The sequence below is a fragment of the Roseibacillus persicicus genome, assembly GCF_014651675.1.
In the GTDB taxonomy this organism is placed as follows: Bacteria; Verrucomicrobiota; Verrucomicrobiia; order Verrucomicrobiales; family Akkermansiaceae; genus Roseibacillus; species Roseibacillus persicicus.
In genome coordinates this window covers 178695-203115 of the sequence record NZ_BMXI01000009.1, presented here as the reverse complement: position 1 = coordinate 203115, position 24421 = coordinate 178695, and the positions used below count along the sequence as shown (strand labels likewise).

Sequence of the window (24421 nt, the reverse complement as noted above, 5' to 3'; positions counted from 1 at the left end):
GTGAAGGGCTCTTGAGAACGACTTGAAATTTCCTTGAAGGATCCTTGAAGAGAGATTGATCTTTTCGCCCTTTCCCAAGCGCGTGAGCGCTTGGGGTATTGTGTCTTGGCCTGAGACCATTCCCATAACCACAGTATCCGAGCCGAACTCGACGCTGGGTGCTGAGTTTCCACTCACGCATACCCGCCTTACTCGTGAAGGAAATTTCCGTAGACTGCCCCCAAGCAGGCAAAGCGGAGGAAATTTCTAGAGTGAGGCGGCTTTGATGACCACAGGTCTGAGAATTGATTTAGGGCCAATTTTGTGCGGACGTAGTTCGCACAAAGGGCAGGATGAGGTGAGGCTGCTTACCATAGAAGGGAGTTCGGTTCCGAACACTGGATGGTAGAGGAGCCTCGGATCAGTGTTCGAGGATGCTAAAGAGCCACCGAGTGGAGGTTGTGAGCCGATCCTCCGACCTAATCGGCTCATGAAACAAAGATTATTGAGCCGAATACACCCTTCAATCGGCTCAAACGAGATTTCCAAATGACTTTTGAGTCTTTCTACGGGGTAAGAAAAGACCCATGTGATTTTCCTAGTTGACCATAGGCCGGAGGCCAGTGGTCACACGCCGGAGGCGGAAGGACTGTGTCTAAGCACGAGAAAAGAAGGGTAACTTCGCGGCCTTCTTGTCGAAAGTTAGAGTATCCTCGCAACCATTCTTCACGGCAAGCGAGCCAATGAGGTAGTCTGCAAAATCAGCTCTCCCCTCTTCAAAATGCTCCAATGCTGCACGTAACTCATCTGGAGACTCAAAGCGAAGCTCCTTGGAATTCAGAAGGGCACGCATCGCGGAAACGATTTGAGGCCGAGTGTATTGGTAGATGCGGGACAGGGTCCAAACAAGCTCCACCAATACTATGTTTGTTAGAAAACCCGGACTCTCAGGAGTGCATTCCTCCATCAAAATTTCCGCTGCGCGCTTGGCCTGCTTCTCATCGTCTCGGATGAGAAAGCGCACGAGAACATTGGTATCAATCCCTCTCATAGCTCATCACCTCCTCGGCCACGGCCTTTTCCATTTTCTCATTCATCTCCTCAATCGTGAGCGCCTTTTTAGGCTTTGGAAGGATTCCGAACGCATCTTTAATCGAGCCGGTCGGAGTGAGGTGAAGCGTCTTCTCGCCTGGTTCTGAGAATAGCCGAATCTGACTCCCTGCACTGATTCCCAATTGCTTCCGCAAGGACGCAGGAATGGTGATCTGGCCTTTTTCATTGAGGGTCAAAGTTTCCATGATTTCTCCTTATTTCGTTTTTCTCCCCTATTTTACCAAATGGGACACAAAAAAGCAAATTTTCTCCTTCAACTCTCAATGACGCCTCCGAGGACTACTTCCATCACTCCATTCAGTTCACTGCTCCTTCGATCTCTCTCATAGTCGATTGACTACGCTCGAGATCCAGCCCTTCAAAATCCGGACCATCCATGAGGAGCGACTTGAAGCTTGGCTTCTCATCAATCAACTTCGCGTATTCATCCCAAGCCATCACGACAACAGTGTCTTCACCCCGACTGACTCGCTGCGGACCTTGTGTCAGAGCAAGGCTCACAATCTCGGCAAGGTGATGCTTGGCATCTGTCAGACTCCAATTCATCTGAAAAATCCTTTCTCTCTGCATTCAGCCTGATTTGTCCTTCGGTGTCAAATTGCGACAAATACTTCGCTCACTGAGGTTCCGCATGTGTTTTCCCGCTTCCAAAGGAAGAAGGAGATTTTCATGAAGGAAAAAACGCGAGTTGTATTCACGCAAGGAGGTAAAGGCGGGGTTGGGAAGACGGAGATTCTAAATTCTCTCATCAAGTGGTATCACGAAAAGGGCATCGCTCCTGTCTTGCTCGATTTTGATATCGAGAACACGAACAAGAGCGGTTTGAAGAACTTCTTTCCGGAGGCGCTCAAGTTAGATGTTCACCGCGAGGGCGCATTGGACGAATTCTTCGATATTTGCGGAGAGGATTCTACGAACCTCGTGGTAGCAGATTTGGGAGCAGGGGCTGGCGAGGTCACCTACCAGTGGTTTGACGAGGCCTTTGAAGAAGCCGAGGAGGAGGGCATCGTCTTCACCTCCGTGGGAGTGACAACCGAAGACGCGGGTGCCGTGCAATCGATTCTCACCTGGGGAGCACAGCTCCAAGACCGCGTCGAATATCTCATCGTGCTCAATGAGCAACTCAATCCTCGCTCCGATTTCAAGTATTGGCACGCTGAACCGAAGGTCGCGGAATTCAAAGAAATTTTCTCTCCGCACATCATGACTATGCAGGCGCGGATTCAGGAGTTTCAGGCCGAGCTTCGCAATCAAGCGGCCACTCTTGAGAAGGTGATTCAAGGCGAGGTAAAAACTGACTTTCTTCGCCTCACTAAGAACCGTGTTCGAGCGAGACGTTATCAGCGCGAACTCTACGAAGGGTTCGAACAAGCGTCTTCTATTCTACTGCCTCCACAAGACTGATGGCTGACACTTCAACACTCGAGTCCATCTCTGAACTGCTTCCAGTCGAAAGACGGGAGCGATTTTTGCACTTGGTCGCTCGCTTTCAATCGGTCCCTGATGACGATGAGTTTTTGCTCATCTTGGAAGCGATTGGCTTCATGACTTTGCTCTACAAGGAGGTTCCTGACGAGATTGCGAAAATTCTGGCAGGAGCCAACCCCATCAACGAAACCCACGAGGGCTTGAGCAAGTTGGTGAAAGCAGCAGTTTCGGAGAGCATCCCTTCTTACGAAGATCTCAAGCGTATCTCCGAACGGTTCGAAAATCACGAACTCGCACTCAAACAGACTTTGCAGGCCTTAGTGGTTCCTAGCAAGAACTGGCCAAGCTTAAGGCTCCTCCTGGCTACTATTCTTCTCGTGGGTGGAGCAGTCGGCTATGGACTCTCCTTCTTCACGCTATGAAACGCCTTTGCCGAGCAATCACCTTTGCCAGCGTGGGAGTAGGGGGATCACTCTACCTTCCCCCGCCCTATCATTGGGTTTCTGCAGCAGCTGGAGCAGGACTCGGGTTTCTGCAATTCATCGGGAAAAAGAAGCGCAAGGTTATCCTGCGTATTGGTTCTCTCACTTGGACTCGTGAGGAATTTTGCAGACACTTTCTCATTACTGGTGACACCGGATCCGGCAAGACAACTTCGGGTCTCAACCCCATTTTAGTTCAAATCACCCAAAACGTTCCTGACTGGGGCGGACTTGTGCTAGGAAGCAAGGGAACCGAACATCATTTCATCCGAGAACTCCTCACTCACCATGGGCGAGCTACCGACCATGTTCATCTCGCAACTAAACCCGCAGATGCATCTACCAAGTGGAAACCCACTCACCGTTACAACCTCCTTTCCGACCGATCCCTCTCTTGGACAACACACGCTAAGATCATATCCGACATCGTTGCCAGCCTCACCGAAGGCAAACAACATGCCTTCTTTCGCCCCATGGCTCAGCTGGCTTTGGCCAATGCCTTTGAGCTACTTGATGCCTTGGGCAAAAAAATCACCATCACACGTGCCTACGAGCTCCTCACCACACCCAAAGCTGCGCTCTCCGCCATCAAAGAGCTTCAGAGTCGAGACACATCCGAGAAAGAACATGAACTCATCGACTTCTTTGAAACAACCTTCACCGGCACTCAATCACATGAACAGCGAGACGGAGTGATCGGCACCCTACAAACTCAATTGGGATTTCTCATTCACCCCGACTTAGCCCAGGTCTTCTCAAGCGACGAGCCCAATACGACTTCCCTCTCCGCTCTCGACAGAGGAACAATCTTTACGGTGGGAATGCCCCAAGCTCTCGCCACCGAACGCCGCTATCTTCAGACCTACCTCAAGATTCTCTTCTATCTTCACGTCCTGCGCCGCTTCGATAAAACCGCCGAACAACGCCAACAAGACAATCTCCTCCTTCTCGTCGGAGACGAATTCCAAGACCTCTGCACGGCCTCCGAAGACGGCTTCAGCGACCACAAAGCCGCCGACCGCATCCGCGAAGCCGGAGCCTGCATCATCGCCGGAATGCAGTCGGAAATCTCAGCCGACCCCATTCTTGGTGAAAAAAAACGAAAAGTTCTCACTCTTAACCTCCGCAGTCGCCTTATCTTTGCAGCTGCCGAAAACGAAGGAGCAACTCTGAGCGCCAATTTCATTGGAAAAAAGCGGATTTGGAAACGAACAATTTCCAGCAAGACGTTTGGGACCCGAACGACTTCGCGACGACGGGAGCAAGAGTTCAAAATTCATCCTACAAAGTTGGAGTCACTCGCCCCTCATCAAGCAGTGATCGTTCACCCCAGCAAGAGATTTCAGAAAATCAAATTGAGCCCAAGAAATCCGAGTGGATCGATTCCCAGTTGGTTCACTGAATAGAAAAATTCACCGCTACGTATGTTATTTATGCGAAGTTATGACGATTTCGACTTTCTCATGGAGGCTTTCAAGGTTCATCGAGAGTATTCATCCCGCTAATGAGGTGGGGCAAGATCTGCGTAAATTTCCTTTACTACCCGTTCTTATAACTCATTATTTCTAGCAATGGTAATACCTAGAGTTCAATGGCGTCAGCCTGATCAGTTCAAAGCGCTAAATGACCTTGGCCCGACGATCAAAGAGAATGAATTTCTCCTCGGTAACGAAGAGCACCTTGCCCAAGTATTGGCTACCGTAGGAATCCCTACGGTAGAAGGAGCCAAAACACCAAAGGAAGAAGCAATCGGTTTACTAATGTTAGCCGCCGAAGTAGAACACGCACTCATGGTCCAGTATCTCTATGCATCTGCCTCTGTTGTCGGATCGTTACGAAAAACTATTACCGATATCGCTGTTGAAGAAATGGCCCATCTGCTTACTGTACAAAATCTTCTACTTGCTCTCACTGGCCGCGAAGGGTCATCAACACCGTTTCAGATTCATTTGGGACGCGATCTTCTAAGGAGGCAAAGCTCTTTCAATCCTTTGCCATTCACCTTGGAAAAAGTGTCTAAGACTACTCTGGCAAAATTCACAGTCGTTGAAAAACCAGAAAAAATTCTCGATCAAACAATTCGAGAAAAGGTTGAGCAGATGGAGAATGACCTCATTGCTGATAAAATCGATCCCAACCCAGTTTTTGCTCTGTATGCAGCCATCCGTTGGATATTTCAACCTAGTGATGCTCCCATTGGTCGAGTTTCATTGTCAGTGGAGATGGGATTTAAGCCAGGGCATCATCTTAAAGCCGAAGATTTTGCAGATACGCAAACAATCGACCGCTATGTGAGCAACGAAAACGAGTGGACCGCTTCCGCAGACCTTATTATTAAAAAAGTCAGAAATCATAATGAAGCGATAGAAGCACTCGATGACATAACAGAGCAGGGAGAAGGCCCCGCTAGTGCAGATGATTCGGACTCTCATTTTAGCCGTTTCTATACCGCATACATAGATTTCCTAGAGAACGGCGCTTCAGATGTTAAAGACTTGCCTCGTACACCATTCGTAAATGGTCAAATGGCTCCAGAGGATCCAAACGCTACGAGAATAAGTGCAACATACGCAGCTAGCTGGGCAAGACTTTTTAATGTCCAATATGAATTGATGCTTGTCGACATTGCCTATGCGATCAGCAGACCAGTTGCTGACGTTAGGAGACAAGCTATGATCTCTGATGTTTGTAGGGAGCAGATGAGTAAGGTTATTGGGGTCTTGACAAAGAAAATATCAGAGCTTCCACTAAGTGAAAATTCCGACTCTTTTGCGGGACCTCCATATGGGCTCGACAATGAATTAATGCCTCAATCTGATTCAGAATTTTTACAACGATACGAACAGCTTGAATCAACAAGCCTTTCGGCAATTTTTGAAATTAAGCAATCCCCTACTTTCCCCGATGACTTCCTAGCAACAATTCCATTGCAGAGCATTGAGGGAGTCACTCAAAAACGGGCTGAAATAATTCAACCACAAGAAAACATCATATGAAATATGCAATTTACCCACCAATAGGTATTTCCCGCTTAGGAAATAGTGCAGATAGTTATTTTCTCAGTCCAGAAACTAAAGACTTAACTGGAATTGAGGTTAACAATGACGGCCAAGATACTCCAGTCACCAAATTTAAAGACGATGAGTATAAAGTAAAACGACAAGGTTCACGATTTACTTTGTTTGAGATTCCTGAAGAGGGGGATCCTAGACCTGCTCAACTTCCTGCCGGAGCGATCGTCAAGTGGAGCGTTTCTCTGACTAACAAGAAGGACGCTGTCGAACGGCCAAATGCCCCCTTAGACTTTCCCGCTTCAATGCCGATCCCGGTGGCAGATGGACGCGACGACAGAGTAATCAAAGCTTCGGCAAACGTGGATGGTACGACAACTTCAGCCGAGCTCAAAGGAAATTACCAAGAGACCCCTATTAAATTGGGCGAGATTTTTTCTGATTCACAAGGGCGCCTAGTTGTCCTTGGCGGAGAAGGAGTGGCTGAAGCAGCTGGAACACCTGGGGAACGCATCGAAGATTTTTACAACAATCCAGGCTGGATAGATGACACGTGCGATGGCCCTGTTACGGCTATTATTGAGCTTGCAGATGGAACCCAAGAGACAGCATCTCCCTCTTGGGTAATTATTGGCCCACCTGACTTCGCCCCAGCAGCCATCCCGATTGTCACATTATACGATGTCATTCAGCAGGTAGCTCTAGACGAAGGATGGATTAATCGCACAGAAAGGCCAAATTTTGAAGCCGATATTCGCCCCATTATTGAACGGGCAGTCAGTCATCAACATGTTAACAATTCTCCATTGTGGGGAGCCATTAGCGAAGACTGGGAACAGCTGTCAGATCCTTCGCCAGCTGCGCAAGGCTTACGTCAACAGACTAAACGAATTCTCGATGCTATTGGACAGTTCGAAGCTCTACAGAATTTTACATTCCGTGAATGGCAAAATGATGCGTTGGCCCTCTGGGCTTCTGGAGATTTCGATACAGCAAATTTACCACAAGTAAATCAATCGGATGAAATGACTCGAGCGGTTTTAGATACAGCCATTGGGCAGGGCTTTTTCCCAGGTATCGAGGCAGGAGTCAACATGTTGGCTTCTGAAATATATGAAGACAGCCCCAAGTTCGAGTATCGATTAGATCACTCCAAGCTCGAAGCCGGTGATTTGACCGCTCTCATGGCACTCCCTTGGCAGGCTGACTTTCTTAAATGCAACAATAACTGGTGGCCCGCCCAAAGACCCGACCGAGCCCCTCAGCGTGACGGAAGTTTCGAACCTTGGTTAAGACCTTCAATGGATCATGAACGCCTAATTGACGAAATTATGCGGCTTGGTGTGATACACGCAGGTAACGATGGAACAATTTTCGAACAACAGCGTGATCCACAGTTAGAAGAATCTTAAATGCGCAGACATCTTTGGGATGTTATAATAGTTGGTGCTGGTCCGGCTGGAGCCGTTCTTGGGTCTCTCTTAGCACGAGCCGGACTCAGCGTGGCTCAATTTAGTCGCTCAGCCCCCGATCGGGACGGTCCAATAGAGCTGCTGCTACCTAGCACTCGCTCATTATTGGATGGCTTGGGTTTTCGCGAACCCGGATTTGGCATTGGTCAATGTGATCGAGTAGTCTTTAGTTGGACTGGTGAAGAAGCGGACGTAAACGAATTGACAATGATTGATCGCCAACATGGCCTAGCAGTCAACCGGAGCTCATTCCATCAAGCACTTCAGATAGAGGCAGAACGCTCTGGTGTTCAAAATTTTACCGCAACCATTTCAAAAAGAAAACTTCTTAGTCCATCGACATCTCGTTCAGGTCCAGAAATACTCTTAGACGGCGAAAAACATAGTGGTAATTGGATGATTGATGCGACAGGTCGTGGTCACTCCACTAGCTACATCACTCGGTCCAAGCGCATTACTTTCAGTCAAAATATAGCTTTGGCCTTGCCTATTCAGGCGACTTCACATGCTGAAGCGCTTCTAATTGATGCCGTCGAAGACGGCTGGTGGTATTTGTCACCAGCAACGGGGAAAAGGAGAGATCTGGTTTTTGTGACAGATAAACAGACCCTTCGATCGCTAAATTGCAAACGTTCTGACTGGCTTTCAGCGCAACTCCGAAAATCTGAGACTATTTGCGATATTCTTGATACCGACCCAGATTGGAACTCCGTCTACGGTGTAGATGCACGATTTGCAGCTCTAGAGAACCCGATCAATCTCAGAACAGTTGCAGTTGGTGATGCTGCTCTGGCTCTAGATCCTCTTTCAGGTCAGGGTTCCTTGTTGGCTATCAAAAGCGCAGCGATACTTTTCCATAGTATTCTGAATACAGAAAAAGGTTTAAAATCCTATGAAAGCTGGATTCAACAAGCACACAAGCAAGAGTTCCAGCTGTGCCTTGACACTTATCGAAAAGCATCACATCGCTTTCCAAATTCTGGATTTTGGAAACGCCATATCTAAAGGCTCCGCAGAAGGGAAAAATACAAAGCGAAATGCGGCAGCGATGTGTTTATAGACCGATAGGTTACTCCCTCGAGAACCCTCCCGAATGTATCGCACCATAATCGTCGCTGACGACCAATTTTCCCTGACTCATGATCGCTTGCATTGAGACACCCGCGCTTGCAGCCATTGTCCGTTGTAGCCCAACCGCTCCGGAATGAATGGCTGGAATACTCTTTCGAGTTATCGCCGAGAGCTGTCAATCGAGTTTGCAGAATACCGCTCACAGCCCTTGGTGGAGAGGTCTTTCGAAGGCTGATGGCTTGAAAAACCGTCGAAAGACAGCTCCATCCTATTCGAAGGCCAGGAGTCGTTTTTTGTTTTTTGGGATGTTATAAGCTCAATTTGATTGGCGCGGGGGAATTGCGCGTAGCCTATTTTATAAACAATAAATACGAGGTGAAAATTTCTAGGGAAATTTTGAGTGAGATTCAGACTACAGACTAGACGTGATGAAGAGGTAAAACCACTCCCCTGCTGGCACAGCCAAACCCGCTGCATTCTTCTCACCTGACCCATTACCGTTTTCGAAAAGTTCCTCCAGAATCGCTGTGCTAGCTTTAATAGCTGTGTTTCGGCCACTCGAAGGAACAATTTCTCCAATTTCGGTCTCGAACCTATCCTGCGCAAGTCGTCCTGTTGCGCCGACCACAGTCGATGTTATTTCTCCCCAGCGGTTTGGCTCGTCATCTTGTTGGGAAATCTGTGCAGGCAAACCTGCCAGACCGTCATTTACTGCATATTCCCCCGTGAAAGCGTTCCGCGCGGCCTCTTGAAGCTGGGCAGAGAAATCAATTCGCCGTCCCGTAGGTAAAGTTGCGATCCACTGACTATTGAAATTGAGTCGCTCAGCGGTTGCCCCCTGCAACTGCCCGGTCACGGTTGTTCCTGCTGGTAAAATGACTCGACCTTGGGAAACATAGGAGCGGGTAAGCTGACCGAGAACAGGAGCATTTCCCTGTCCGGAGAAAACAGGAGCCAGAAGCTGGCAATAAAGAAGACGACCGGGTTCAAGTTCTATGCCAGACTCACTGGCGAGAGATTCTTCCTCAGGCTCTTCAGGGACAGCAATCGGAGAAACTGAACGTTGGAAAGCGATCATCGGCAGAGGAGCGATGAAGGATTCCTCAATTTGCTTTGGTGACTCTTGAACTCTCACCTGCGGTGAAGGCTGATCCTTTTTCGGAGGAAGTCGAAAAAGTTGAGTAATGGGCTTTACTTCACCCACTTCAAATTCCAATTTCCTTCCGAAGTGGTCCCCTGCTTCTTTGCCTTCCCAAAACTCATTTTGAGACAGACGAGGGAGGTGAGATTCCTCTTCTTGCTTTTTTTGCTGCCGTGCTTTGTGAACTCTTGCAGCAACCAGAAAGAGACCTGTTAGTGCCAATGCGAAGAGGACCATCTGACCATTGCGAGTTTTGAAAAAATCGAGTGCGCGATACCAAATCATTATTTTGTCTGTGGTGAGATTTAAAAGACGAGTTTGAAGTCATTCTCCAAGCTGAGATTAGCAGGCCGTTGGTCTTCCTCGCCGGTTAAGATCATGATGCAGCGATGTTCTTCCCCTGGCTTTAAGCTGTCCTGAACCAAATATTGAGACGGCAGCGCATAGCGCCGAACGCCACCGACTTCGAGAAAGAGTGGAGTTGGTCGCCGAGCCCGATTGCTGGTGTTTGTGACCAGCCCAAAGACAACCATGGTGCGTTCATTCGGAAATCGGGCGATGTGGAGAAGCTGTGTCGAGAAGCTCCCTCCGTGATGCACTTTATTAAAATTACGTGAATCGTAGTTTTTAAAATCTTCGGGCAACTGCTCTTTGAGAACCTCTGCATTTTGAGCAAAGCGCACCAATTGGAGCTGACGTTCTTCAGAAGGAATGCCTTCCGATTTTTCCAAGTGTGCTCGCGAGACCTCGCGGGCTGGGGAGAACTTCACCTTGCCCGCGAACTTCACCACACTGGCCGGGCGGTTGCTCTCTTTAAGACGAAAGACATAAGCTTCGCCGCCCACGAGAACATGCATGAGGACTTCGGCCTCTGCCTTGAGTGGCTTCACAATGAGCACACGCTCATCCTCGGCTGGCTGAACATAAACCTGACCATCTTTGGCTCCGCTCGTGACTCCTTCGCCAGTCGCCATCGCCACGGGCTCAGGAAAAAACAACAAGGTTTGCACTTCTGGGTGAATAGGAATTTGCAGAATATTATGTGCATCTAATTTCGCTTCGATAGGAGGCAAGGGCTCCCCCATCAAAGGGAAAGCTAGAGCGACGAGAGCGCTTTTCGAAAGAAGTTTCATGAGGGGTCTACTTGGAGGTCAAAGTCGGTGACGACGGTTGGAAAACGTCCATTTTCCACAAGAGAAGGATTGGCAACAAAGGTCATCCGTAATTGAAAGCGAAGAACCTCGTTGAAAACCTCTCGCTCAAAAATCCCGGTGCGGATCAATTGTCCATTCACGAGAACTTGCACCGAGCGACCGCTCATCTTCTGAATTTTGGTCTCAAGAATCTCGGCCTTCTGATGAAGGGACTTTTCCTCAAAGGCACCAGCATCATGTTTCGCAAGCGTGACCGCTTTTTCAAAGCAAGGCTTGTTGAAGAGATACTTAAGACGACGCTCAGAATCAAAACCGGAAGGATTCCGATTCAAGAGCGACAAAGAAGCCAGCTCGGCCTGGTCAAGGTGCATGGTCTTGGCCTCAGCGAAGCCGACTTCCTTAACCACATAGTAGGCTTGGTCATCCACAACGATAAAGCGCTGTTTGCGCTCGAAGGCTTTCTGTTGGATGACTTGAAGCGTCGCGAATACGACGAGAGTCGTGAAGTAGAGTATGGGCCAGATTTTTCCTCCTCGGTTCTGAGTCAAAAGTCCGGCGATAGCGGGGTTAGTTGAATTGTTCATCATTTATCCTTTCTTTGCGATTTCTTGGGCTTTGGCATTCACACCCTCGCCAGTGGAAGCAGAGGAGGGCATGGCTAAACTGGCTCCGGCACCAACAAGAGCGGGCATCACGACTGAAGACCCTCCGGCAGCTCCGGTGAGAGCCCCGGCTGCGCCGCCAAGAACTCCGGCAGTGCCGACCGCTGCGGCCGAACCACCAGTGAGATGAGCCGTTGCTCCAGCGGAAACTGCGCCCCCCACTCCCCCACCAATGGCCATTCCTGCCTGAGACAAAAGCGTCGCGCCAACATTAGCGCCGTTTGTGAGAAGTTTGAAAATCATCCACGGAGCCCCAATCGTTCCGATCACAATCCAGACGCTTATCAACAAAATGAAAAAGACGGTCTGCGCTCCAACAACGACCGAACCATTCTCGACCGTGTAAACTTGGTTTGCCTCGGCCCATCCCATCAATCCAACAGTAACAATATGCATGATAGCCCATCCAAGAGGGATGAGAGTGACCGAAACCAAATTGAGTAGATATCCCCACGCTCTAGAAGAAAGAGCACCAATGAGGAACATCGCCAAAAATGGAGGAGCCAAGGAAGTTTGCAGTAGCACCATGAATTGCTGCACGAAGGCGAGAATCCACATCACGACCATGGCGAGATTGGCCGCGAGGAGAACAATGGCATAGAGGACCGCATGCCCTAAACCACCGTCTCGAGACCACAAGACATCCCAAATTCCGGGACGTTCGTCGCCTTTGGCTGCTCCAGAAAGAAGAGCTGAAAACTTTTGATGAGTTTGCGAGGGATCTGCATCCAACTCCTCCACCCACCCCTGAGCAAGAGACTGAGCTTGATTTACCCAATCAGGAAAGGAGTGAATACTGAAGGAGACTAAGCCTACTGCTAAAATAGAGCGCACTAATTGAGCTGGATTGCTCTCCGCTTGAGAAGCCCTCGCGATGAGACTTCCCAAAATGAGTAAAATAGCAACTCCGGTCATTACCGAATAGAGTTGGTTAGCCTCAACTTGCATGGTCTCAAAGAGACCATTGAGCTGTGTGAAATCTGGAGTCATCGCTTGAAATAAATTGGAGAGTTAGGAAGCTGATAGAGTTGAGCATTACGTTGCTCGGCCACTCGGTGACGAGCCCGCTCTTCTTGCACACGGGCTTTCGCCTGAACCTGTGCTTCGACTTCGTTCCGATGGAACTGGATGAGAACTTCATTGGAAGCAAACTGAAGTTCACGGTCTACAAGAGCCAACTGAGCTTCAAGGTTACGCGTGATGATATCGAGCTTCTGCACCTCACTGGAAGTCGCCGCCTGTTTGACCTGTTGAAGATTCCGCTCAAGTTCTGCCTTTAACTTTTCACGACGTTGCAGGACAGATTCCTGAACTGAATGATAGTGAGCAAAGGCACGCCTCGCAGCGACCTCAGGAGCAAAGACCCTGGCATCTCGAGAAGAAACACTTTCACCATCAACAACGATTTCGGTTGAGACCTCAGAGTAGGGCGAGGAGCCTTGAGATTGAAAAACCTCATCCTCGGTCGCTCCTTTCTGAATTTCAGCAGTCGTCTTAGCGAGTTCGATCTCCTTAAGAAAGCCGACCACCTCATTGAAGACTTCAATCGTGATCGACTCAGGATCACCAAAACGGTCGAGGTAATCGTCGACCTGTTCAATCTGTGAACGAAGGTGCTGAATCTGCTCCAAGGCTCTCTGTCCTTGGAGGATTTGCTCCGCTAAATCTCGCTTCGCATTGAACAAGTTTGTCTGAATCAACCCGACATCAACTACTGAAATAGCAGCGTTGACGGTGGGAACTACGCCAAACCAAAAGAGATAAAATAGAATAAAGAAAATCGCTTTCATCGAACAACAGCAAGGGTGAGTTTGTGGGCCTCGATTTTCACTCCATCACTGGCTGTATGTGCTGGAACATCCACTTCGTAGTAGCGCGTGGGAACAGGTGGTTCAGGGCGCTCTTTTTCCAACTGCGCTTGGTGATAGGCGCGCCGGACTTCTGTGGCACGGCCTGCTTGTTGACCTCTTTGAAACGAGGACTGTTCGACACGCTTCAAGTCGTTCATGGTCGGAATCCCTAACAAGGAACAACTCGGAAGCATCAGCGGTAGCAGAGCAGCCCCCAACAATGACAATAATTTCGATTTCATATTTCTGAGTTCTGTTTGAGCGGGCTTCGCCCACCTCTAGTCCTAAAAGCGAGAAATCCTGACCTCTGCCCTCGCAGAAATCAGGATTTCAATAAGAACGCATTGCCCTGCGTGATAGACCTACTCCTCCATCAATTTCGCAGTCTCCTCCAAGACCCCTTTGAAAGCGGATTCGTAAGTCGCCAACCTTTGCTTTCTCGTCTCAAAGTGGGTTCCGCTCGTGCCAGCGACGTAGAGCATCTCGGGACTGACATGATTGAAACACGGCGTGGCCCGCGTTTTTCCTCCTAAGTCTTCCCATAAGATAAAAGGTGCCCCTCTCTCCTTACTCGGCTCGGGGAACTGCTTCATCAACTCGACGATAGAATCCGGCAAATCAAAGGCTTTCTGAAGAGCTTCTAAATCACGCTCCTCTTTTTGTCGGAAAAGATAAGCCTGACGACAATTTCCCACCACACTGCGAGCTAAGTCGAGAGGCAAGGAACTGATCTGCTGAATAACGGAACAAACCCAAGTGTTGTGCTTCCGCATCCGCTGATACATATCCTGAACCAACTCCTTGCCACCCTTAATGGTGAGAAAGGCTCCCAGCTCTTCGATGATGAGCAGCTTCTTCTCCGCACGAGAACGACGCATGATTTCATTTCGGATTGTTCCCGATACGACCCGAGAAACGAGGGCCTTGAGAGTCGGGTCCGCATCCTGCATTCGCCCAAGTTCAATATGAACATACTTGGCCGAAAAATCGATGGTGCTATGGCCATCGAAAAGTCGACCTCTGGTTCCCCGATCTGCTCTCCAAGGTTCTAGCAGAGTGACTAGAGCGGTCACCTCATCACGATCCCTTTCTGCCCACTTTTCATATTCCTCCAAAAAATCATGGAAATCAGAATGAACCGGATACTCCTCACGCTCCATAAAAGCATAGGCGATAAACACCAACTCAGGATCATCAGGGTTCTCTGAGAGCTTCTTCAACTGAATACGAGAGTCCTCAGAATCTAAACCGATTTCCTCTGGCTCGCTCTTTTGCCATTCTTTAAAATCACTCCAAGACTCAGCCAAGGCCTCATCCTTCTTAAAAAGCCTCTGATAGCAACGAATCGCTGCCAAGGCTTGGATAAGCTCAACCATCTTCTTTGGATGATTCGCCTTCCAGCGTTCAAACCAACTTCGGTAAAACTCATGAAACACGCGACCCAGAACTGCATGTCTACGGTTGTTAGCATCTTCATCCTGACGCTCCCCCGCCATGCACCTGGCAATGCTCACCACATCAGTGAGATGGAAGGGAGACAAGGGAAGACCACCGGTCGAAAGATAATTCAAACTTTCTCCACCATTGACATCAACGGTGAAGGTCCGACTCGCACGGTTGGAATTCACCTCAAGAAACGCTCCATGCGAATTCCCTTCATCGATGATGACTCCAAAGTCAATATGAGGAGCGGTCTGAGTGAGAGCGTCAACAAGAAAAGCTGACTTTCCTCCGCCAGCCTTGCCGGTTGTAGTCGCGAGCTGTGGAGATTCATGTCCCGGCTCACCTTTGAAGATTTTTACCCCGACTAGATTCCCCTGCCAGCCATGATAGAGAGCATGAGCACCCTTCAACGAATCCGCCGAGTCTCCCACAAAAGGAAGTAGGTTAGCCACATTGTGGTCGCCAACCTTTAACCAAAAGGAATCATCTCTAAAGGATGCTCCCGGCATCGCGGCAAGATGAAGGTTTCGATTCATGGTAGGCAGTGCCACTTCGTAGGCCTTGGCTCCTTGCATCAACTGACAACCCACCCGTAAGGAAGCCAACTTGTGCTGCAACTCCTCAGCGGATTCAGCCCAAACGTGAATGAGCACTTGAACCTTCATAGGAAACTGCTCACGTGAAGTCAGTCTCCGTACCCGCTGTTCTGCTTTCTCGATCTGTTGCAGCATGGTCGCCTTTGGATGACTACGAGCCGCCCGCCGCAACTTGGTTACTGATGACTCCGCCTTCTCAATCTCCTTGGCTACGTCCAAAGCCTCAATGTTCACCACAAGAGCAAACTTCCGCTCGGATAGACTGGTGAGCTGAGCAATGAGTCCGCTAAACGTATTTAAGGGTGGAGCTGAAAGTGCCAAGTAGCCATGAAAGCAGCCGCTATTGTAGAAGCAATGAGGCTGCCCTGAAACGGAGACAAGATCACCGTCCAAGCAGTTTTCTAAAACTGACGATTCAGGACGTAGACTCTTCTCGAAGAAGTCGGAGGAGGGCGGCTTTGCCAAGGGATTGAAGTGTCGATAGCTCTCTTCAAAAAGCTCACTATTACTCAACCTCGCTGACTCTCCACCCAGTCGTTTCACCATGTCCCGAAGAGAACGCTCATGAAGCTGGAAGCTATTTCCAACAGTCTCCAAGGAAGCCATTTGGTCTTTATCAGCTCGTCCCAACTCGACATTCTTTTTCAAAAGAAAAAGAGAAACTCTCTCACTACGAAGTCTTCCGTCTTCCTGAAGCTCGGTGTTGAAGACAAACTTGGCATTGCGCTGATGCCGACTCCACTCACTATCGGCAAACCTTTCAGTGTCTTCGTAGTAGCTCTTAAGGGGCTCGCTAAAATCCCCATCCTGCCACCACCGAAGTTGCAAACGTTCAGTGGGAGCTAAGTTTTGCAAGAAAACCCGCTCTTCAGCTTCCAGTTGTGCCAAAAACGAAAGCGGCGCATTCTGCAAAGCCGGACTTACAATTGAGAACCCGCAGCTCACATCCGCAAGAGCGCGTCCATTTCTAAAAATTATCAGATTATTGCTGATGATACCGTCGTTAAATTTCATGATTTTTCTGCGTATGAATTTGAATTTCAAGAAGTGGCTTTTGAGAAAGCCGAAGATGTTGCCACTCCCGCCAATTTCGGGCGTAAGTGGCAGGCTTCCTCACCACCAAGGTTAGGAAGTAGAGGAAGACAATCAGCGGGAATAGACCCGCGACAATGAGAGCAATCATGCTCCCAACACCCAGCTTCGCGAGAAGCGAGTAGGCGACAAACCCGACGGCAACGGAGCCACCGAAAACAAAGGTCTGTCGAACAGAAAGGCCCCACGCAGTGGGGCCTTGGCTCTCACCCGAAATGACCGGGTGAACTTGAATCGAGCTTTTCATCTCCTAGTCAGGAATTGCGAGTTCTCCGTCTGTTTCAGAAAAAGCAAAGTTCACGATGCTTGGAGCCAGAGCCAAAATCCCTGATGCTGTTACTCCGAACAGTGCTGCTTCAGTCCTGCCCGTTCCAAACATAATACCGCCTATAATGAGCGCCATTACTGACAACAGATAGCTAACCATTCTCAACAGGCGAAGAACTCCACCCAGTCCAGTCTCCAACTCCGCCTGCGCCTGCGCCAAAAGCGCTAAGCTAGGGTCAAAGAATAATTCAATTATTGTATTCATAGTATTCTATTCTCAGGCCATCAATACAGGCCCATACTCTCCTAAGCGGCTGAATCCTCGCTCATCCCCTTCTTCTCCAAAATTTCTCGAAGAATCTTCTTCACTGCGCAAAAAGCAGGCGAAGCCTTACCGGCAAGACTCACCCCCTTCTTCAGCTTCATGAATTCTTCCACTTCTTCAGGAAGCAAAAAATCAGTCCAATAATCAGACGAACAACCTCCTTGGAGCCATCGCTGAAGAGCATTCACAACCATCAGCGGTTTTCCGTTACACTGAGGCTTGGCCAACCCCAAGAGGTTCGAGAACTCCTCCAATCGATCTAAACGGTTTTGGTCCACAATTGGATCTGCCGCCAAGTTGAGAATCCCCTCAGAATCCTCGATTGAGTCGTGGAAAACTCCTCCTCCAGCTCTCTTCCGGTTAAGACGACGCACATAATCGATAGCCGCCCTCCGAGCAAGACACGCCAGCACAGAAAAGCCGAGCACCTCATGACGCCTCGCCCCTGACTTCGCATACTTTAGCTTGATGTCAGCTACAACGTCTTCGATGTCCTCCTCAGTGAGTCTAGGGAAAGTCTTCCGCAGGAAATTTCTGAGAAAACTCTGGCTCTCTTCGTCTGTGAAATAAATCCAAAACGCATCATCCACAGGAAGCCCCTTTTCCTCTTCTTCAGCAACATTGTTTCCGTCTCCAGTTGTTTTCTTCATTGCAACGGAGAGCCTGTCGAGACTGCTCAGACTCCGTAACACGACCTCACCCTAGACTTCCGGTGAACTTCCCGTAGACTTCTTAGAGAGAAACACAGGACGTATTAGATGAAGAAAATTTTGCAAATTAAGATCGCAAAGGACCGCTTTGAAGAAGGGTGGCTCTTCGAAAGTATCGGCTACGATAGAAGCGGTCTACTTCCTATTGACCTCTCGGACTCAGCACTGCCCCGAAATGGGACAGCTGGCATTAACGCACTTTGCCTTCTTGCCGTGGCCACTTACCTCGACAAACCCAATCAAGAAGCCGCAACCATTGCGAGGCAAGTCACGGATTTGCTCAGCCCGCTCTGGAACGGAAAGGGTAACAAGTGGTTCAAAACACTCTTTGGTCCAAAAGGCTTTCATGAAGCCCTCATCGAATACAAAATCCAACGTGAAAAATCGGTCAAATTCGCAGAGCATATTGAAATTCATTTTCTGCCCCCCAAAGGCAAGAAGGAAGAGTTAGAACAGGTTCTCAAGGAAATTACTGAGCAGTTTTTACAACGCCACGAACAGCAAATGAGAGCCGGATTTGAAATCCGCCTCATCACTCCTTGGGACATTATCTCAAGCCTGCAAAGGAAGGGTAGTATCGAAGAAGGAGAAGCCCTGCAAATCGAGATGCATTGCAAGGAGGACGAACACCTTTTTGTCGCTTGGCTAACTTGTCTCGGTAAAAAGCCAGTTGAACTCTACCCTGTGAACTCTCTCAAATTAAAGAACCCAAGCTCGGGCCATAATTTGGATGCAGGAAAAAAAGTCATCACCATTCCCGAAGAAGGCTACGTTGAAGTAGATCGTGGACCTGGTATCGATACCTGCTTCGTAGCAATTCGGGACAAGGCCTACCTCAAAGACGACAGAGAAGAAATAATGAGCTTGCTAGAAGACAAGTTGAGTTCTCGCAAACAAGCATTCCCCAAACAGATCTTGTCGATGAACTCCTACAAACCGGAACGCCTCAAAAAAATCACATCACTTAACGTTCGTGCTCCCACACCCCGAAGAACGTGGGAAGAAAGCCTAGCCCGTGACCTTGATGGCTTAGCCAAGAAAGTCTGGTTCTTTGATATCCCGAATCACGGTTAGAAAGCATCTACAACACGATAGCCCATTCACTTATCCTTTGGTTGGTAACGGTAAGTCTCAAGCTCCTGATGCATCTGCCGAAATTCATGTCCCATGATTTCTTTAATGTCTTTGTTAAATTGGCGGCCCTTCTCGGAGAAAACTGTCTCTGGATGCAAAATGGCAAACCAATCCTTAGACGAAGCTAGATTCTCTAGCTCCTGCATGGCCTGCAAAGTAAGTTCTTCGATGGAGCTTGTCTTCCAACCTAGTAACTTCAGAAAATCACGGTTCCCTTCGAAGGCGAGATGCAAACGTGCGAGCGGAGGAGGGTGACCTCCCCTTTCGTAAGGGTCGAAACCATCAAAAGTCCGGTCAATACGCTGCAAATAGGCCCAAAACCAAGTGAGTACCGCTGAGGTTACGAACGCCGCCTTCACACGACTCTCAACTGGCAACCCTCGCAAATTGAGAGGTAAATAGGGAGTCGATCCAAAAGACCCTTGTAAAATAGTCTGTGCCGAAAACCGATCCGCCTCAGCCTCCAAAGGCATTTGTCGAAGACTACCGTTCTCATCTGGAAGCTCGTTGAGTGCTCGGACTCCCAGATTTTCGGAAGCATAATCGAGATGCCCCATAAATGCATGAGACAGCTCGTGCGACCAAATGGCATCCAACGCTAATCCTGTGAAATAGAGTGCAGCCTCTTCTCGAACGGGACAAAGTGGGTAAGCGAGCTCCGAACGAACGAGAAGAGCTTCCTCAGGGTTCTTCCGAAAAAATCCATAACCCGCAGGTTTCTCGCGAGCACGCACTCTCCCCAAATCCTCGAGCTTTGAGTCACCGATCTCCGCAAAGAAGGACGGCGCAGAGAGAGCCAAAGAAAAAATATCGATGAGCTGAAAAGGAACGACATCAAAAATAGTGAAGCAGAATCCCTCATCACTCTGGGCCGCCTGTGCGTCGGTTACATTGTTTTCAATATAGTGGCATCCGGCAGATAAGAATTCCTTACCACGGCTATTCACATGCTCCTTAAAACTCCTCGCCCGACCTGATGCTGCAATCAAAGCAGGAAGAGAAATCACCTGTGTGAATTGATCGAACTCCGTTACGACAGGGCCATGATCCTCGGCATAATCGAGGAACGCTGCCGAGGGAGGAGGTAGCTTCATTCTTTCCAACGAATGTTAGCAACCCAGATAGGATTTCAAGCTTTGAAAACTCACCAGACGAATTCCTCTTGAGCGCCCAGCAGCTTTAATGACTTTGGATTTGACGGGAGGTGAATACCCATTGGCTTTACATGGCAAAATTAGCTCATTGAGAGCAGAGCGAGTCAAGCCAGTCCAAGGGCAACGCTCGCCGCTTCTCGGGAGCCGGATTGTGAGCGGCTCAATCTGCTGATAAACACCTGAAAATTGCGAATCTTCCACGTAATCTTAAGCGGGCTTTTTCGAGCTGAAACCTCGAACCTCAAGCGTAGAGGTTCGACCTCAGGGCAAATCTAACAGCTCTTCGAGGGAAGGGGTGTTGTCACTTGGTGTTGTCACTCGCCAATTTCGAAGGCGAAATATTCGTAACCCATTGAAGATAAAGTGCGCACGAGAGGAGTCGAACCTCCACGCCCAAAGGGCACTGCCGCCTGAAGACAGCGCGTCTACCAATTCCGCCACGTGCGCACGTTGCAGGTAGGCGGGGAAAGAATCATGATTACGCCCACGAATCAACCTGAAATCATCGGGGGGTCCCAAGAATTTACTGAATGAGGCACCTGCCGTCGCCGAATATAGGGAACTCTCGCCCTCCCCCCGCCCCTCCGGCCCTCCGGCCCTTTCACGCTGCCACTTGATTTCTGTGAGTTTCCGGTCTCAATCCTGCTGGAGCGGAACAGCACGGGATTTTTCGAATCAAAAAAATGATTCGTGCGCTCGGTGTCGCTTGGGGCTAGAAATCTACCATGAAATCGATTCTGCCGAGCTTCTCGGCCCTCTGTTTGACCACGATTCTCTCTTTTTCCAGCTCTTTGCCGGCAGATGAGAAGAAAGAGTTCGCCACCGCCCCCCGCGCCGCATGGCCTCACGAAACCGGAGACATTCCTGCCAGCGACCGCTTCACCTTTGGCGCCCTAGAGAACGGCATGCGCTATGTGATCGTCAAAAACGCGGAACCTCCCAAGCGCGTCTCCCTCCGGATGCACATCGACGCAGGCTCACTCTATGAGGCCGATGACCAGCGCGGTGTGGCCCACTTTCTGGAGCACATGGTCTTCAATGGTTCACGCAATTTCCCGGACCCCAAGCAGCTCATCCCCCAGATGGAGCGACTCGGAATCGCCTTTGGGGCCCACGCGAATGCTTACACCTCTTTCGATGAAACGGTCTACATGCTCGACCTCCCCAACCTTGCGGAGCCCACTCTCAAACTGGCCTTTACCGTAATGCAGGATTTCGCTGACGGGGCTCTTCTCAAGAGCGAGGAAATCGACAAAGAGCGCGGCGTGATTTTGTCGGAAAAGAATTCCCGCGACTCGATTCAGACTCGCCTGATGGAACAGCAGTTCGAGTTTCTGATGCCAAATTCTCTCATCACGAACCGCTTCCCGATCGGGATCGAGGAGGTCATTAAGAACGCAGTCCGCGAACGCTTTGTCGCCTTCTATGACGACTACTACGTTCCTAGTAAAATGACCTTTGTGGTCGTCGGTGATATCGAAATCACGGAGATGGAGAAGCGTATTAAAGAGACCTTCGCGGGATTGAAAAACCCAGAAAAGCCTGCTCCAGAACCCGACCTTGGCGAGATTCCCAGCGGCACCGGATTCCGCGCCGTGGTCTTTTCTGACCCCGAGGTCCCTAGCGATGACTTGTCACTTCTCAAGATTGAAGCTGCTGAACCCAAGTCGGACTCCATCGCGGTTCGTCTGGAGAAGCAGCCCTTGGCCATTGCCCACGCGATGCTTTCCCGCCGCTTTTCCATTTTGGCCAAAGAAGAAAACTCTCCTATCCAAAACGGCAGTGCCTCGCGCGGCATCTGGTTCCAGACCCTCGACTTTGGGTCCATCGACGTGACCGCCGCCGAGAACCGTTGGGAGGATGCGGTCTCCATTCTGGAGCAGGAATTCCGGCGCGCCCTTGAGCACGGCTTCACCAAATCTGAATTCGAGGAAGTGAAGGCCAACCTCCTGAACGCCTACGAGCAGGCAGTGGAACGCGAGGCAACCAAGCAATCGTCCGCGCTGGCCATGGAAGTGATTTCATCCATCAACGACCTCAAGTCCCTTTCCTCCCCCGAAGTCGATCTCCGCATTGCCAAGTCCGGCCTCCTGACCTTGACCCCCGAGGCTTGTCACGAAGCTTTCAAGCAATTCTGGGACACTCCGGACCTCACCCTAATCCTGACCACTGCCAAAGAATCCGACGAAACGAAGGCAAAGCTTCTCGGGCTCTATGAGCAAAGCCAGAACGAGAAAGTTGAGCCCAAAGCAGAGGAAGAAATGGTCGCCTTTGCCTACACCAACTTTGGAGAACCCGGCACAGTGGTCTCCGAAAGCCGCATCGAGGATCTCGACGTGACCCAACTGGTTCTTTCCAACATGGTGCGCGTCAACTTCAAGCGCACCGAGTTTCAAAAGAACTCCATCAGCCTCGTCGCCCGCTTCGGAGGGGGCAAGGCAACCATGCCCAAGGACAAGCCTGGTCTCGACCAGCTTGCTGGAGCCCTTCTCAATGCCGGTGGCCTCGGCGAGCACTCGGAGGATGACCTTCAGCGCATCCTGGCCGGGCGCAATGTAGGGGCCGGATTCGGAATCGACGAGACGGCCTTTGCGCTGTCCGGACGCGCGACCCCCGAAGACCTCGAGTTGCAGCTGCAGCTGATGTGCGCCTACCTCACCGACCTCGGCTACCGCGAGGAAGCCCTCCGACAGTTCCGTAAGGCCCTTCCCGACATGTATGACCAACTGCGCCATGATATGGGCGGCGCGCAGGCCAAGATGAGCCAATGGCTGCATGGGGACGATCCACGCTACGTTATCCCGCCCCTCGAGAAAGCCCTCTCCTACACGGAAGAAGACGTGAAGTCATGGATCACGACGCAACTCAAGGAAGACTACCTCGAGCTGAGCATCGTGGGAGACTTTGACCCTGCGTCCTTGCGTGAGTCTCTTCTCAAGACCTTTGGAGCTCTCCCCAAGCGTGCGGAGCAGGCCAAAGACTATTCGACGGAGATGAATATCGCCTTCCCCAACACCCCTCAGGAAAAGGCTTTCACCTACGAGTCCCAAATCCCCAAAGCGGCCGCTATGTTACTCTGGAAGACCCAAGGAGTCGGCGACGATATTTCCACTGCCCGACGCCTCAACATTCTAGCCGACATCCTGGGAAACCGGATGCGGGAAAAGATTCGGGAAGAATTGGGAGCCACCTATTCGCCAAGTTCCCAGTCGCAGCCTTCCGACAGCATGCCCGACTTCGGCTTCCTCCTCGGATACTCGATCGCCAAGCCCGAGGATCTCAAAACAATCAATACCATCACTTTGGACCTCGGTGCGGAACTCGCAGAAAAAGGAGCAACCGAGGACGAACTGGAGCGCGCACTCAATCCCGTGCTCTCCCAACTGGAGGAAGTCGAGCGCGACAATGGCTACTGGCTCGGCACGGTCCTGTCCCGCTCGCAGGCGGAGCCCAAGCGTATTGATTGGGCCCGTGGTCGCAACAAGGACTATGGCGACATCACTTTGGAAGAGATCAATGCCCTGGCAGACAAGTTTCTAACCAAAGACCGCGCCATTCAGATCGAACTCAAGCCCGAGTAAACGCTGCTGGACAACTTCTAACAAAGAACCCCGACCGCACCGGATTCGTCTTCAAAGACAATTTCGTGGTCGTGGTTCTTAAGAAATTTGGGAAATGGGGCGAGGCGTTCGTTGACCAAAATGACCCGGCCTTCGTGCTTGCGGAGAAAGTTCTCCATCGCGGCATGAGTCTCATCGTTGTAAATGAGAAAACTCCCAACCACGAGGTCGACCTTGGGTAGATTGAGTTGTTCGTATCGCCCTTCCAATAGGGTGAAATTTGACAGCTTGTTGCGGGTCATCTGTTCCGCACAAAGCTCCAGTGCGGTAGGAGCAAGGTCATTGAGCCAGACATGCTTTCCATAATTACCTAACAGAAGAGTTTCGGCTCCAACTCCGGCACCAAGGATGAGAATGTTCTGGTCGGTGACGAGCGAAAGGTTTTGCGCCAGCCAGTCTGTGAGCACAGCGGTGGCTCCCCAACGACGGTCATAGTAGACCTCCACCCCTGCCTCCATCTCAGCCATCACTTTCTGTTCAACAGCCGGGTGATCGAGGTTCATGAGCCAAAAGCGATCCGAGCCGACTTGGGTTTGGTGATATTCTGCGGGCATGAATTGCGGAGGGTATCTCCGCACCGAATGGGAACAAGAAAGAGCAAGGACATTTCCAGCGGTGCAGGAGTCGAGAGGTCCAGCGAGTCGACCCCGTCAGAAAACTTTTCGGCACAGGAGCTCTCACGAGGCCCGAAAAAAAGCGGCTCCTCTTTCGAGAAGC

General features: G+C 50.1%; 23 protein-coding genes, 1 tRNA gene and 1 pseudogene. 9 read left to right on the top strand and 16 right to left on the bottom strand.

Annotated elements, in window-relative coordinates; all coding sequences use genetic code 11:
* Nucleotides 1–634 precede the first annotated feature (634 nt).
* From IE099_RS11975 to IE099_RS11965, 3 genes are all read right to left on the bottom strand, one after another.
* Entirely contained in the window at nucleotides 635–1030 is a 396-nt protein-coding gene (locus IE099_RS11975) for a type II toxin-antitoxin system VapC family toxin (protein WP_189570174.1), read from the bottom strand.
* Nucleotides 1017–1277: an AbrB/MazE/SpoVT family DNA-binding domain-containing protein gene (locus IE099_RS11970; protein ID WP_189570173.1), complete on the bottom strand. Its 261-nt coding sequence runs from the start codon at nucleotides 1275–1277 to the stop codon at nucleotides 1017–1019. Before IE099_RS11970 ends, IE099_RS11975 begins: the two co-directional genes overlap by 14 nt.
* Before the next feature lie 112 nt (nucleotides 1278–1389).
* The gene (locus tag IE099_RS11965; protein WP_189570172.1) at nucleotides 1390–1638 is read right to left on the bottom strand and encodes a type II toxin-antitoxin system Phd/YefM family antitoxin; all 249 of its coding nucleotides are present in this window, start codon (nucleotides 1636–1638) and stop codon (nucleotides 1390–1392) included.
* Between the two features lie 123 nt (nucleotides 1639–1761).
* Here IE099_RS11965 and IE099_RS11960 point away from each other — a divergent pair, with 123 nt between their 5' ends.
* The 7 genes and pseudogenes from IE099_RS11960 to IE099_RS11935 all read left to right on the top strand — a co-directional run bounded on the left by IE099_RS11960 (nucleotide 1762) and on the right by IE099_RS11935 (nucleotide 8490).
* A complete protein-coding gene (locus tag IE099_RS11960; protein WP_189570171.1) occupies nucleotides 1762–2496 on the top strand; it encodes a nucleotide-binding protein in 735 nt (244 codons plus the stop codon).
* Nucleotides 2496–2942 carry a hypothetical protein gene (locus IE099_RS11955; RefSeq protein WP_189570170.1) on the top strand — a complete coding sequence of 149 codons (447 nt, stop codon included), beginning with the start codon at nucleotides 2496–2498 and terminating at the stop codon, nucleotides 2940–2942. Before IE099_RS11960 ends, IE099_RS11955 begins: the two co-directional genes overlap by 1 nt.
* Nucleotides 2939–4408 carry a type IV secretory system conjugative DNA transfer family protein gene (locus tag IE099_RS11950; RefSeq protein ID WP_189570169.1) on the top strand — a complete coding sequence of 490 codons (1470 nt, stop codon included), beginning with the start codon at nucleotides 2939–2941 and terminating at the stop codon, nucleotides 4406–4408. The genes IE099_RS11955 and IE099_RS11950 overlap by 4 nt, the downstream gene beginning before the upstream one ends.
* Before the next feature lie 165 nt (nucleotides 4409–4573).
* Entirely contained in the window at nucleotides 4574–5998 is a 1425-nt protein-coding gene (locus IE099_RS11945; protein ID WP_189570168.1) for a ferritin-like domain-containing protein, read from the top strand.
* Nucleotides 5995–7425, top strand: a complete 1431-nt coding sequence (locus IE099_RS11940) for a LodA/GoxA family CTQ-dependent oxidase (RefSeq protein ID WP_189570167.1) — start codon at nucleotides 5995–5997, stop codon at nucleotides 7423–7425. The genes IE099_RS11945 and IE099_RS11940 overlap by 4 nt, the downstream gene beginning before the upstream one ends.
* A pseudogene (locus IE099_RS21150) lies at nucleotides 7426–7521 on the top strand (FAD-dependent monooxygenase); the annotation flags it as partial. It abuts the gene before it with no gap.
* Between the two features lie 171 nt (nucleotides 7522–7692).
* Nucleotides 7693–8490: an NAD(P)/FAD-dependent oxidoreductase gene (locus IE099_RS11935; RefSeq protein ID WP_229809496.1), complete on the top strand. Its 798-nt coding sequence runs from the start codon at nucleotides 7693–7695 to the stop codon at nucleotides 8488–8490.
* Nucleotides 8491–8968: 478 nt separating this feature from the next.
* On the opposite strand, the gene IE099_RS11930 is transcribed toward IE099_RS11935, so the two are convergent.
* The 10 genes from IE099_RS11930 to IE099_RS11885 all read right to left on the bottom strand — a co-directional run bounded on the left by IE099_RS11930 (nucleotide 8969) and on the right by IE099_RS11885 (nucleotide 17736).
* Entirely contained in the window at nucleotides 8969–9982 is a 1014-nt protein-coding gene (locus IE099_RS11930; RefSeq protein WP_189570165.1) for a TraB/TrbI/VirB10 family type IV secretion system protein, read from the bottom strand.
* A gap of 20 nt (nucleotides 9983–10002) precedes the next feature.
* Complete coding sequence (locus IE099_RS11925; RefSeq protein WP_189570164.1) at nucleotides 10003–10830, bottom strand: hypothetical protein; 828 nt, start codon at nucleotides 10828–10830, stop codon at nucleotides 10003–10005.
* Entirely contained in the window at nucleotides 10827–11435 is a 609-nt protein-coding gene (locus tag IE099_RS11920) for a hypothetical protein (RefSeq protein ID WP_189570163.1), read from the bottom strand. Before IE099_RS11920 ends, IE099_RS11925 begins: the two co-directional genes overlap by 4 nt.
* Before the next feature lie 3 nt (nucleotides 11436–11438).
* Nucleotides 11439–12503, bottom strand: a complete 1065-nt coding sequence (locus IE099_RS21010; RefSeq protein WP_189570162.1) for a type IV secretion system protein — start codon at nucleotides 12501–12503, stop codon at nucleotides 11439–11441.
* Nucleotides 12500–13303: a hypothetical protein gene (locus IE099_RS11910; RefSeq protein ID WP_189570161.1), complete on the bottom strand. Its 804-nt coding sequence runs from the start codon at nucleotides 13301–13303 to the stop codon at nucleotides 12500–12502. Before IE099_RS11910 ends, IE099_RS21010 begins: the two co-directional genes overlap by 4 nt.
* Complete coding sequence (locus tag IE099_RS11905) at nucleotides 13300–13605, bottom strand: hypothetical protein (protein ID WP_189570160.1); 306 nt, start codon at nucleotides 13603–13605, stop codon at nucleotides 13300–13302. The genes IE099_RS11910 and IE099_RS11905 overlap by 4 nt, the downstream gene beginning before the upstream one ends.
* 120 nt (nucleotides 13606–13725) lie before the next feature.
* Complete coding sequence (locus IE099_RS11900) at nucleotides 13726–16416, bottom strand: hypothetical protein (protein ID WP_189570159.1); 2691 nt, start codon at nucleotides 16414–16416, stop codon at nucleotides 13726–13728.
* Nucleotides 16406–16741: a hypothetical protein gene (locus tag IE099_RS11895; protein WP_189570158.1), complete on the bottom strand. Its 336-nt coding sequence runs from the start codon at nucleotides 16739–16741 to the stop codon at nucleotides 16406–16408. Before IE099_RS11895 ends, IE099_RS11900 begins: the two co-directional genes overlap by 11 nt.
* Nucleotides 16742–16744: 3 nt before the next feature.
* On the bottom strand, nucleotides 16745–17026 hold the full coding sequence (locus IE099_RS11890) for a hypothetical protein (protein ID WP_189570157.1): 282 nt from the start codon (nucleotides 17024–17026) through the stop codon (nucleotides 16745–16747).
* 41 nt (nucleotides 17027–17067) lie between these two features.
* Nucleotides 17068–17736, bottom strand: coding sequence for a sigma-70 family RNA polymerase sigma factor (locus IE099_RS11885; RefSeq protein WP_189570156.1), 669 nt, complete (start codon nucleotides 17734–17736; stop codon nucleotides 17068–17070).
* 108 nt (nucleotides 17737–17844) lie between these two features.
* Between IE099_RS11885 and IE099_RS11880 the strand changes: the two genes are divergently transcribed.
* Complete coding sequence (locus tag IE099_RS11880) at nucleotides 17845–18870, top strand: hypothetical protein (protein ID WP_189570155.1); 1026 nt, start codon at nucleotides 17845–17847, stop codon at nucleotides 18868–18870.
* A gap of 26 nt (nucleotides 18871–18896) precedes the next feature.
* Here IE099_RS11880 and IE099_RS11875 read toward each other — a convergent pair whose 3' ends face one another.
* Together IE099_RS11875 and IE099_RS11870 are read right to left on the bottom strand one after the other, a co-directional pair.
* The gene (locus tag IE099_RS11875) at nucleotides 18897–20024 is read right to left on the bottom strand and encodes a hypothetical protein (protein ID WP_189570154.1); all 1128 of its coding nucleotides are present in this window, start codon (nucleotides 20022–20024) and stop codon (nucleotides 18897–18899) included.
* A gap of 424 nt (nucleotides 20025–20448) precedes the next feature.
* Nucleotides 20449–20531, bottom strand: a tRNA-Leu gene (locus IE099_RS11870).
* Between the two features lie 278 nt (nucleotides 20532–20809).
* Here IE099_RS11870 and IE099_RS11865 point away from each other — a divergent pair.
* On the top strand, nucleotides 20810–23665 hold the full coding sequence (locus tag IE099_RS11865; RefSeq protein ID WP_189570153.1) for a M16 family metallopeptidase: 2856 nt from the start codon (nucleotides 20810–20812) through the stop codon (nucleotides 23663–23665).
* A gap of 17 nt (nucleotides 23666–23682) precedes the next feature.
* On the opposite strand, the gene IE099_RS11860 is transcribed toward IE099_RS11865, so the two are convergent.
* Nucleotides 23683–24258 carry a class I SAM-dependent methyltransferase gene (locus tag IE099_RS11860; RefSeq protein ID WP_189570152.1) on the bottom strand — a complete coding sequence of 192 codons (576 nt, stop codon included), beginning with the start codon at nucleotides 24256–24258 and terminating at the stop codon, nucleotides 23683–23685.
* Nucleotides 24259–24421: the final 163 nt, after the last annotated feature.

Excerpts from the sequence above, each read along its gene's own strand:
- IE099_RS11975 (WP_189570174.1), bottom strand. The coding sequence starts at position 1,030 with ATGAGAGGGATTGATACCAATGTTCTCGTGCGCTTTCTCATCCGAGAC.
- IE099_RS11970 (WP_189570173.1), bottom strand. The coding sequence starts at position 1,277 with ATGGAAACTTTGACCCTCAATGAAAAAGGCCAGATCACCATTCCTGCG.
- IE099_RS11965 (WP_189570172.1), bottom strand. The coding sequence starts at position 1,638 with ATGAATTGGAGTCTGACAGATGCCAAGCATCACCTTGCCGAGATTGTG.
- IE099_RS11960 (WP_189570171.1), top strand. The coding sequence starts at position 1,762 with ATGAAGGAAAAAACGCGAGTTGTATTCACGCAAGGAGGTAAAGGCGGG.
- IE099_RS11955 (WP_189570170.1), top strand. The coding sequence starts at position 2,496 with ATGGCTGACACTTCAACACTCGAGTCCATCTCTGAACTGCTTCCAGTC.
- IE099_RS11950 (WP_189570169.1), top strand. The coding sequence starts at position 2,939 with ATGAAACGCCTTTGCCGAGCAATCACCTTTGCCAGCGTGGGAGTAGGG.
- IE099_RS11945 (WP_189570168.1), top strand. The coding sequence starts at position 4,574 with ATGGTAATACCTAGAGTTCAATGGCGTCAGCCTGATCAGTTCAAAGCG.
- IE099_RS11940 (WP_189570167.1), top strand. The coding sequence starts at position 5,995 with ATGAAATATGCAATTTACCCACCAATAGGTATTTCCCGCTTAGGAAAT.
- IE099_RS11935 (WP_229809496.1), top strand. The coding sequence starts at position 7,693 with ATGATTGATCGCCAACATGGCCTAGCAGTCAACCGGAGCTCATTCCAT.
- IE099_RS11930 (WP_189570165.1), bottom strand. The coding sequence starts at position 9,982 with ATGATTTGGTATCGCGCACTCGATTTTTTCAAAACTCGCAATGGTCAG.
- IE099_RS11925 (WP_189570164.1), bottom strand. The coding sequence starts at position 10,830 with ATGAAACTTCTTTCGAAAAGCGCTCTCGTCGCTCTAGCTTTCCCTTTG.
- IE099_RS11920 (WP_189570163.1), bottom strand. The coding sequence starts at position 11,435 with ATGAACAATTCAACTAACCCCGCTATCGCCGGACTTTTGACTCAGAAC.
- IE099_RS21010 (WP_189570162.1), bottom strand. The coding sequence starts at position 12,503 with ATGACTCCAGATTTCACACAGCTCAATGGTCTCTTTGAGACCATGCAA.
- IE099_RS11910 (WP_189570161.1), bottom strand. The coding sequence starts at position 13,303 with ATGAAAGCGATTTTCTTTATTCTATTTTATCTCTTTTGGTTTGGCGTA.
- IE099_RS11905 (WP_189570160.1), bottom strand. The coding sequence starts at position 13,605 with ATGAAATCGAAATTATTGTCATTGTTGGGGGCTGCTCTGCTACCGCTG.
- IE099_RS11900 (WP_189570159.1), bottom strand. The coding sequence starts at position 16,416 with ATGAAATTTAACGACGGTATCATCAGCAATAATCTGATAATTTTTAGA.
- IE099_RS11895 (WP_189570158.1), bottom strand. The coding sequence starts at position 16,741 with ATGAAAAGCTCGATTCAAGTTCACCCGGTCATTTCGGGTGAGAGCCAA.
- IE099_RS11890 (WP_189570157.1), bottom strand. The coding sequence starts at position 17,026 with ATGAATACAATAATTGAATTATTCTTTGACCCTAGCTTAGCGCTTTTG.
- IE099_RS11885 (WP_189570156.1), bottom strand. The coding sequence starts at position 17,736 with ATGAAGAAAACAACTGGAGACGGAAACAATGTTGCTGAAGAAGAGGAA.
- IE099_RS11880 (WP_189570155.1), top strand. The coding sequence starts at position 17,845 with ATGAAGAAAATTTTGCAAATTAAGATCGCAAAGGACCGCTTTGAAGAA.
- IE099_RS11875 (WP_189570154.1), bottom strand. The coding sequence starts at position 20,024 with ATGAAGCTACCTCCTCCCTCGGCAGCGTTCCTCGATTATGCCGAGGAT.
- IE099_RS11865 (WP_189570153.1), top strand. The coding sequence starts at position 20,810 with ATGAAATCGATTCTGCCGAGCTTCTCGGCCCTCTGTTTGACCACGATT.
- IE099_RS11860 (WP_189570152.1), bottom strand. The coding sequence starts at position 24,258 with ATGCCCGCAGAATATCACCAAACCCAAGTCGGCTCGGATCGCTTTTGG.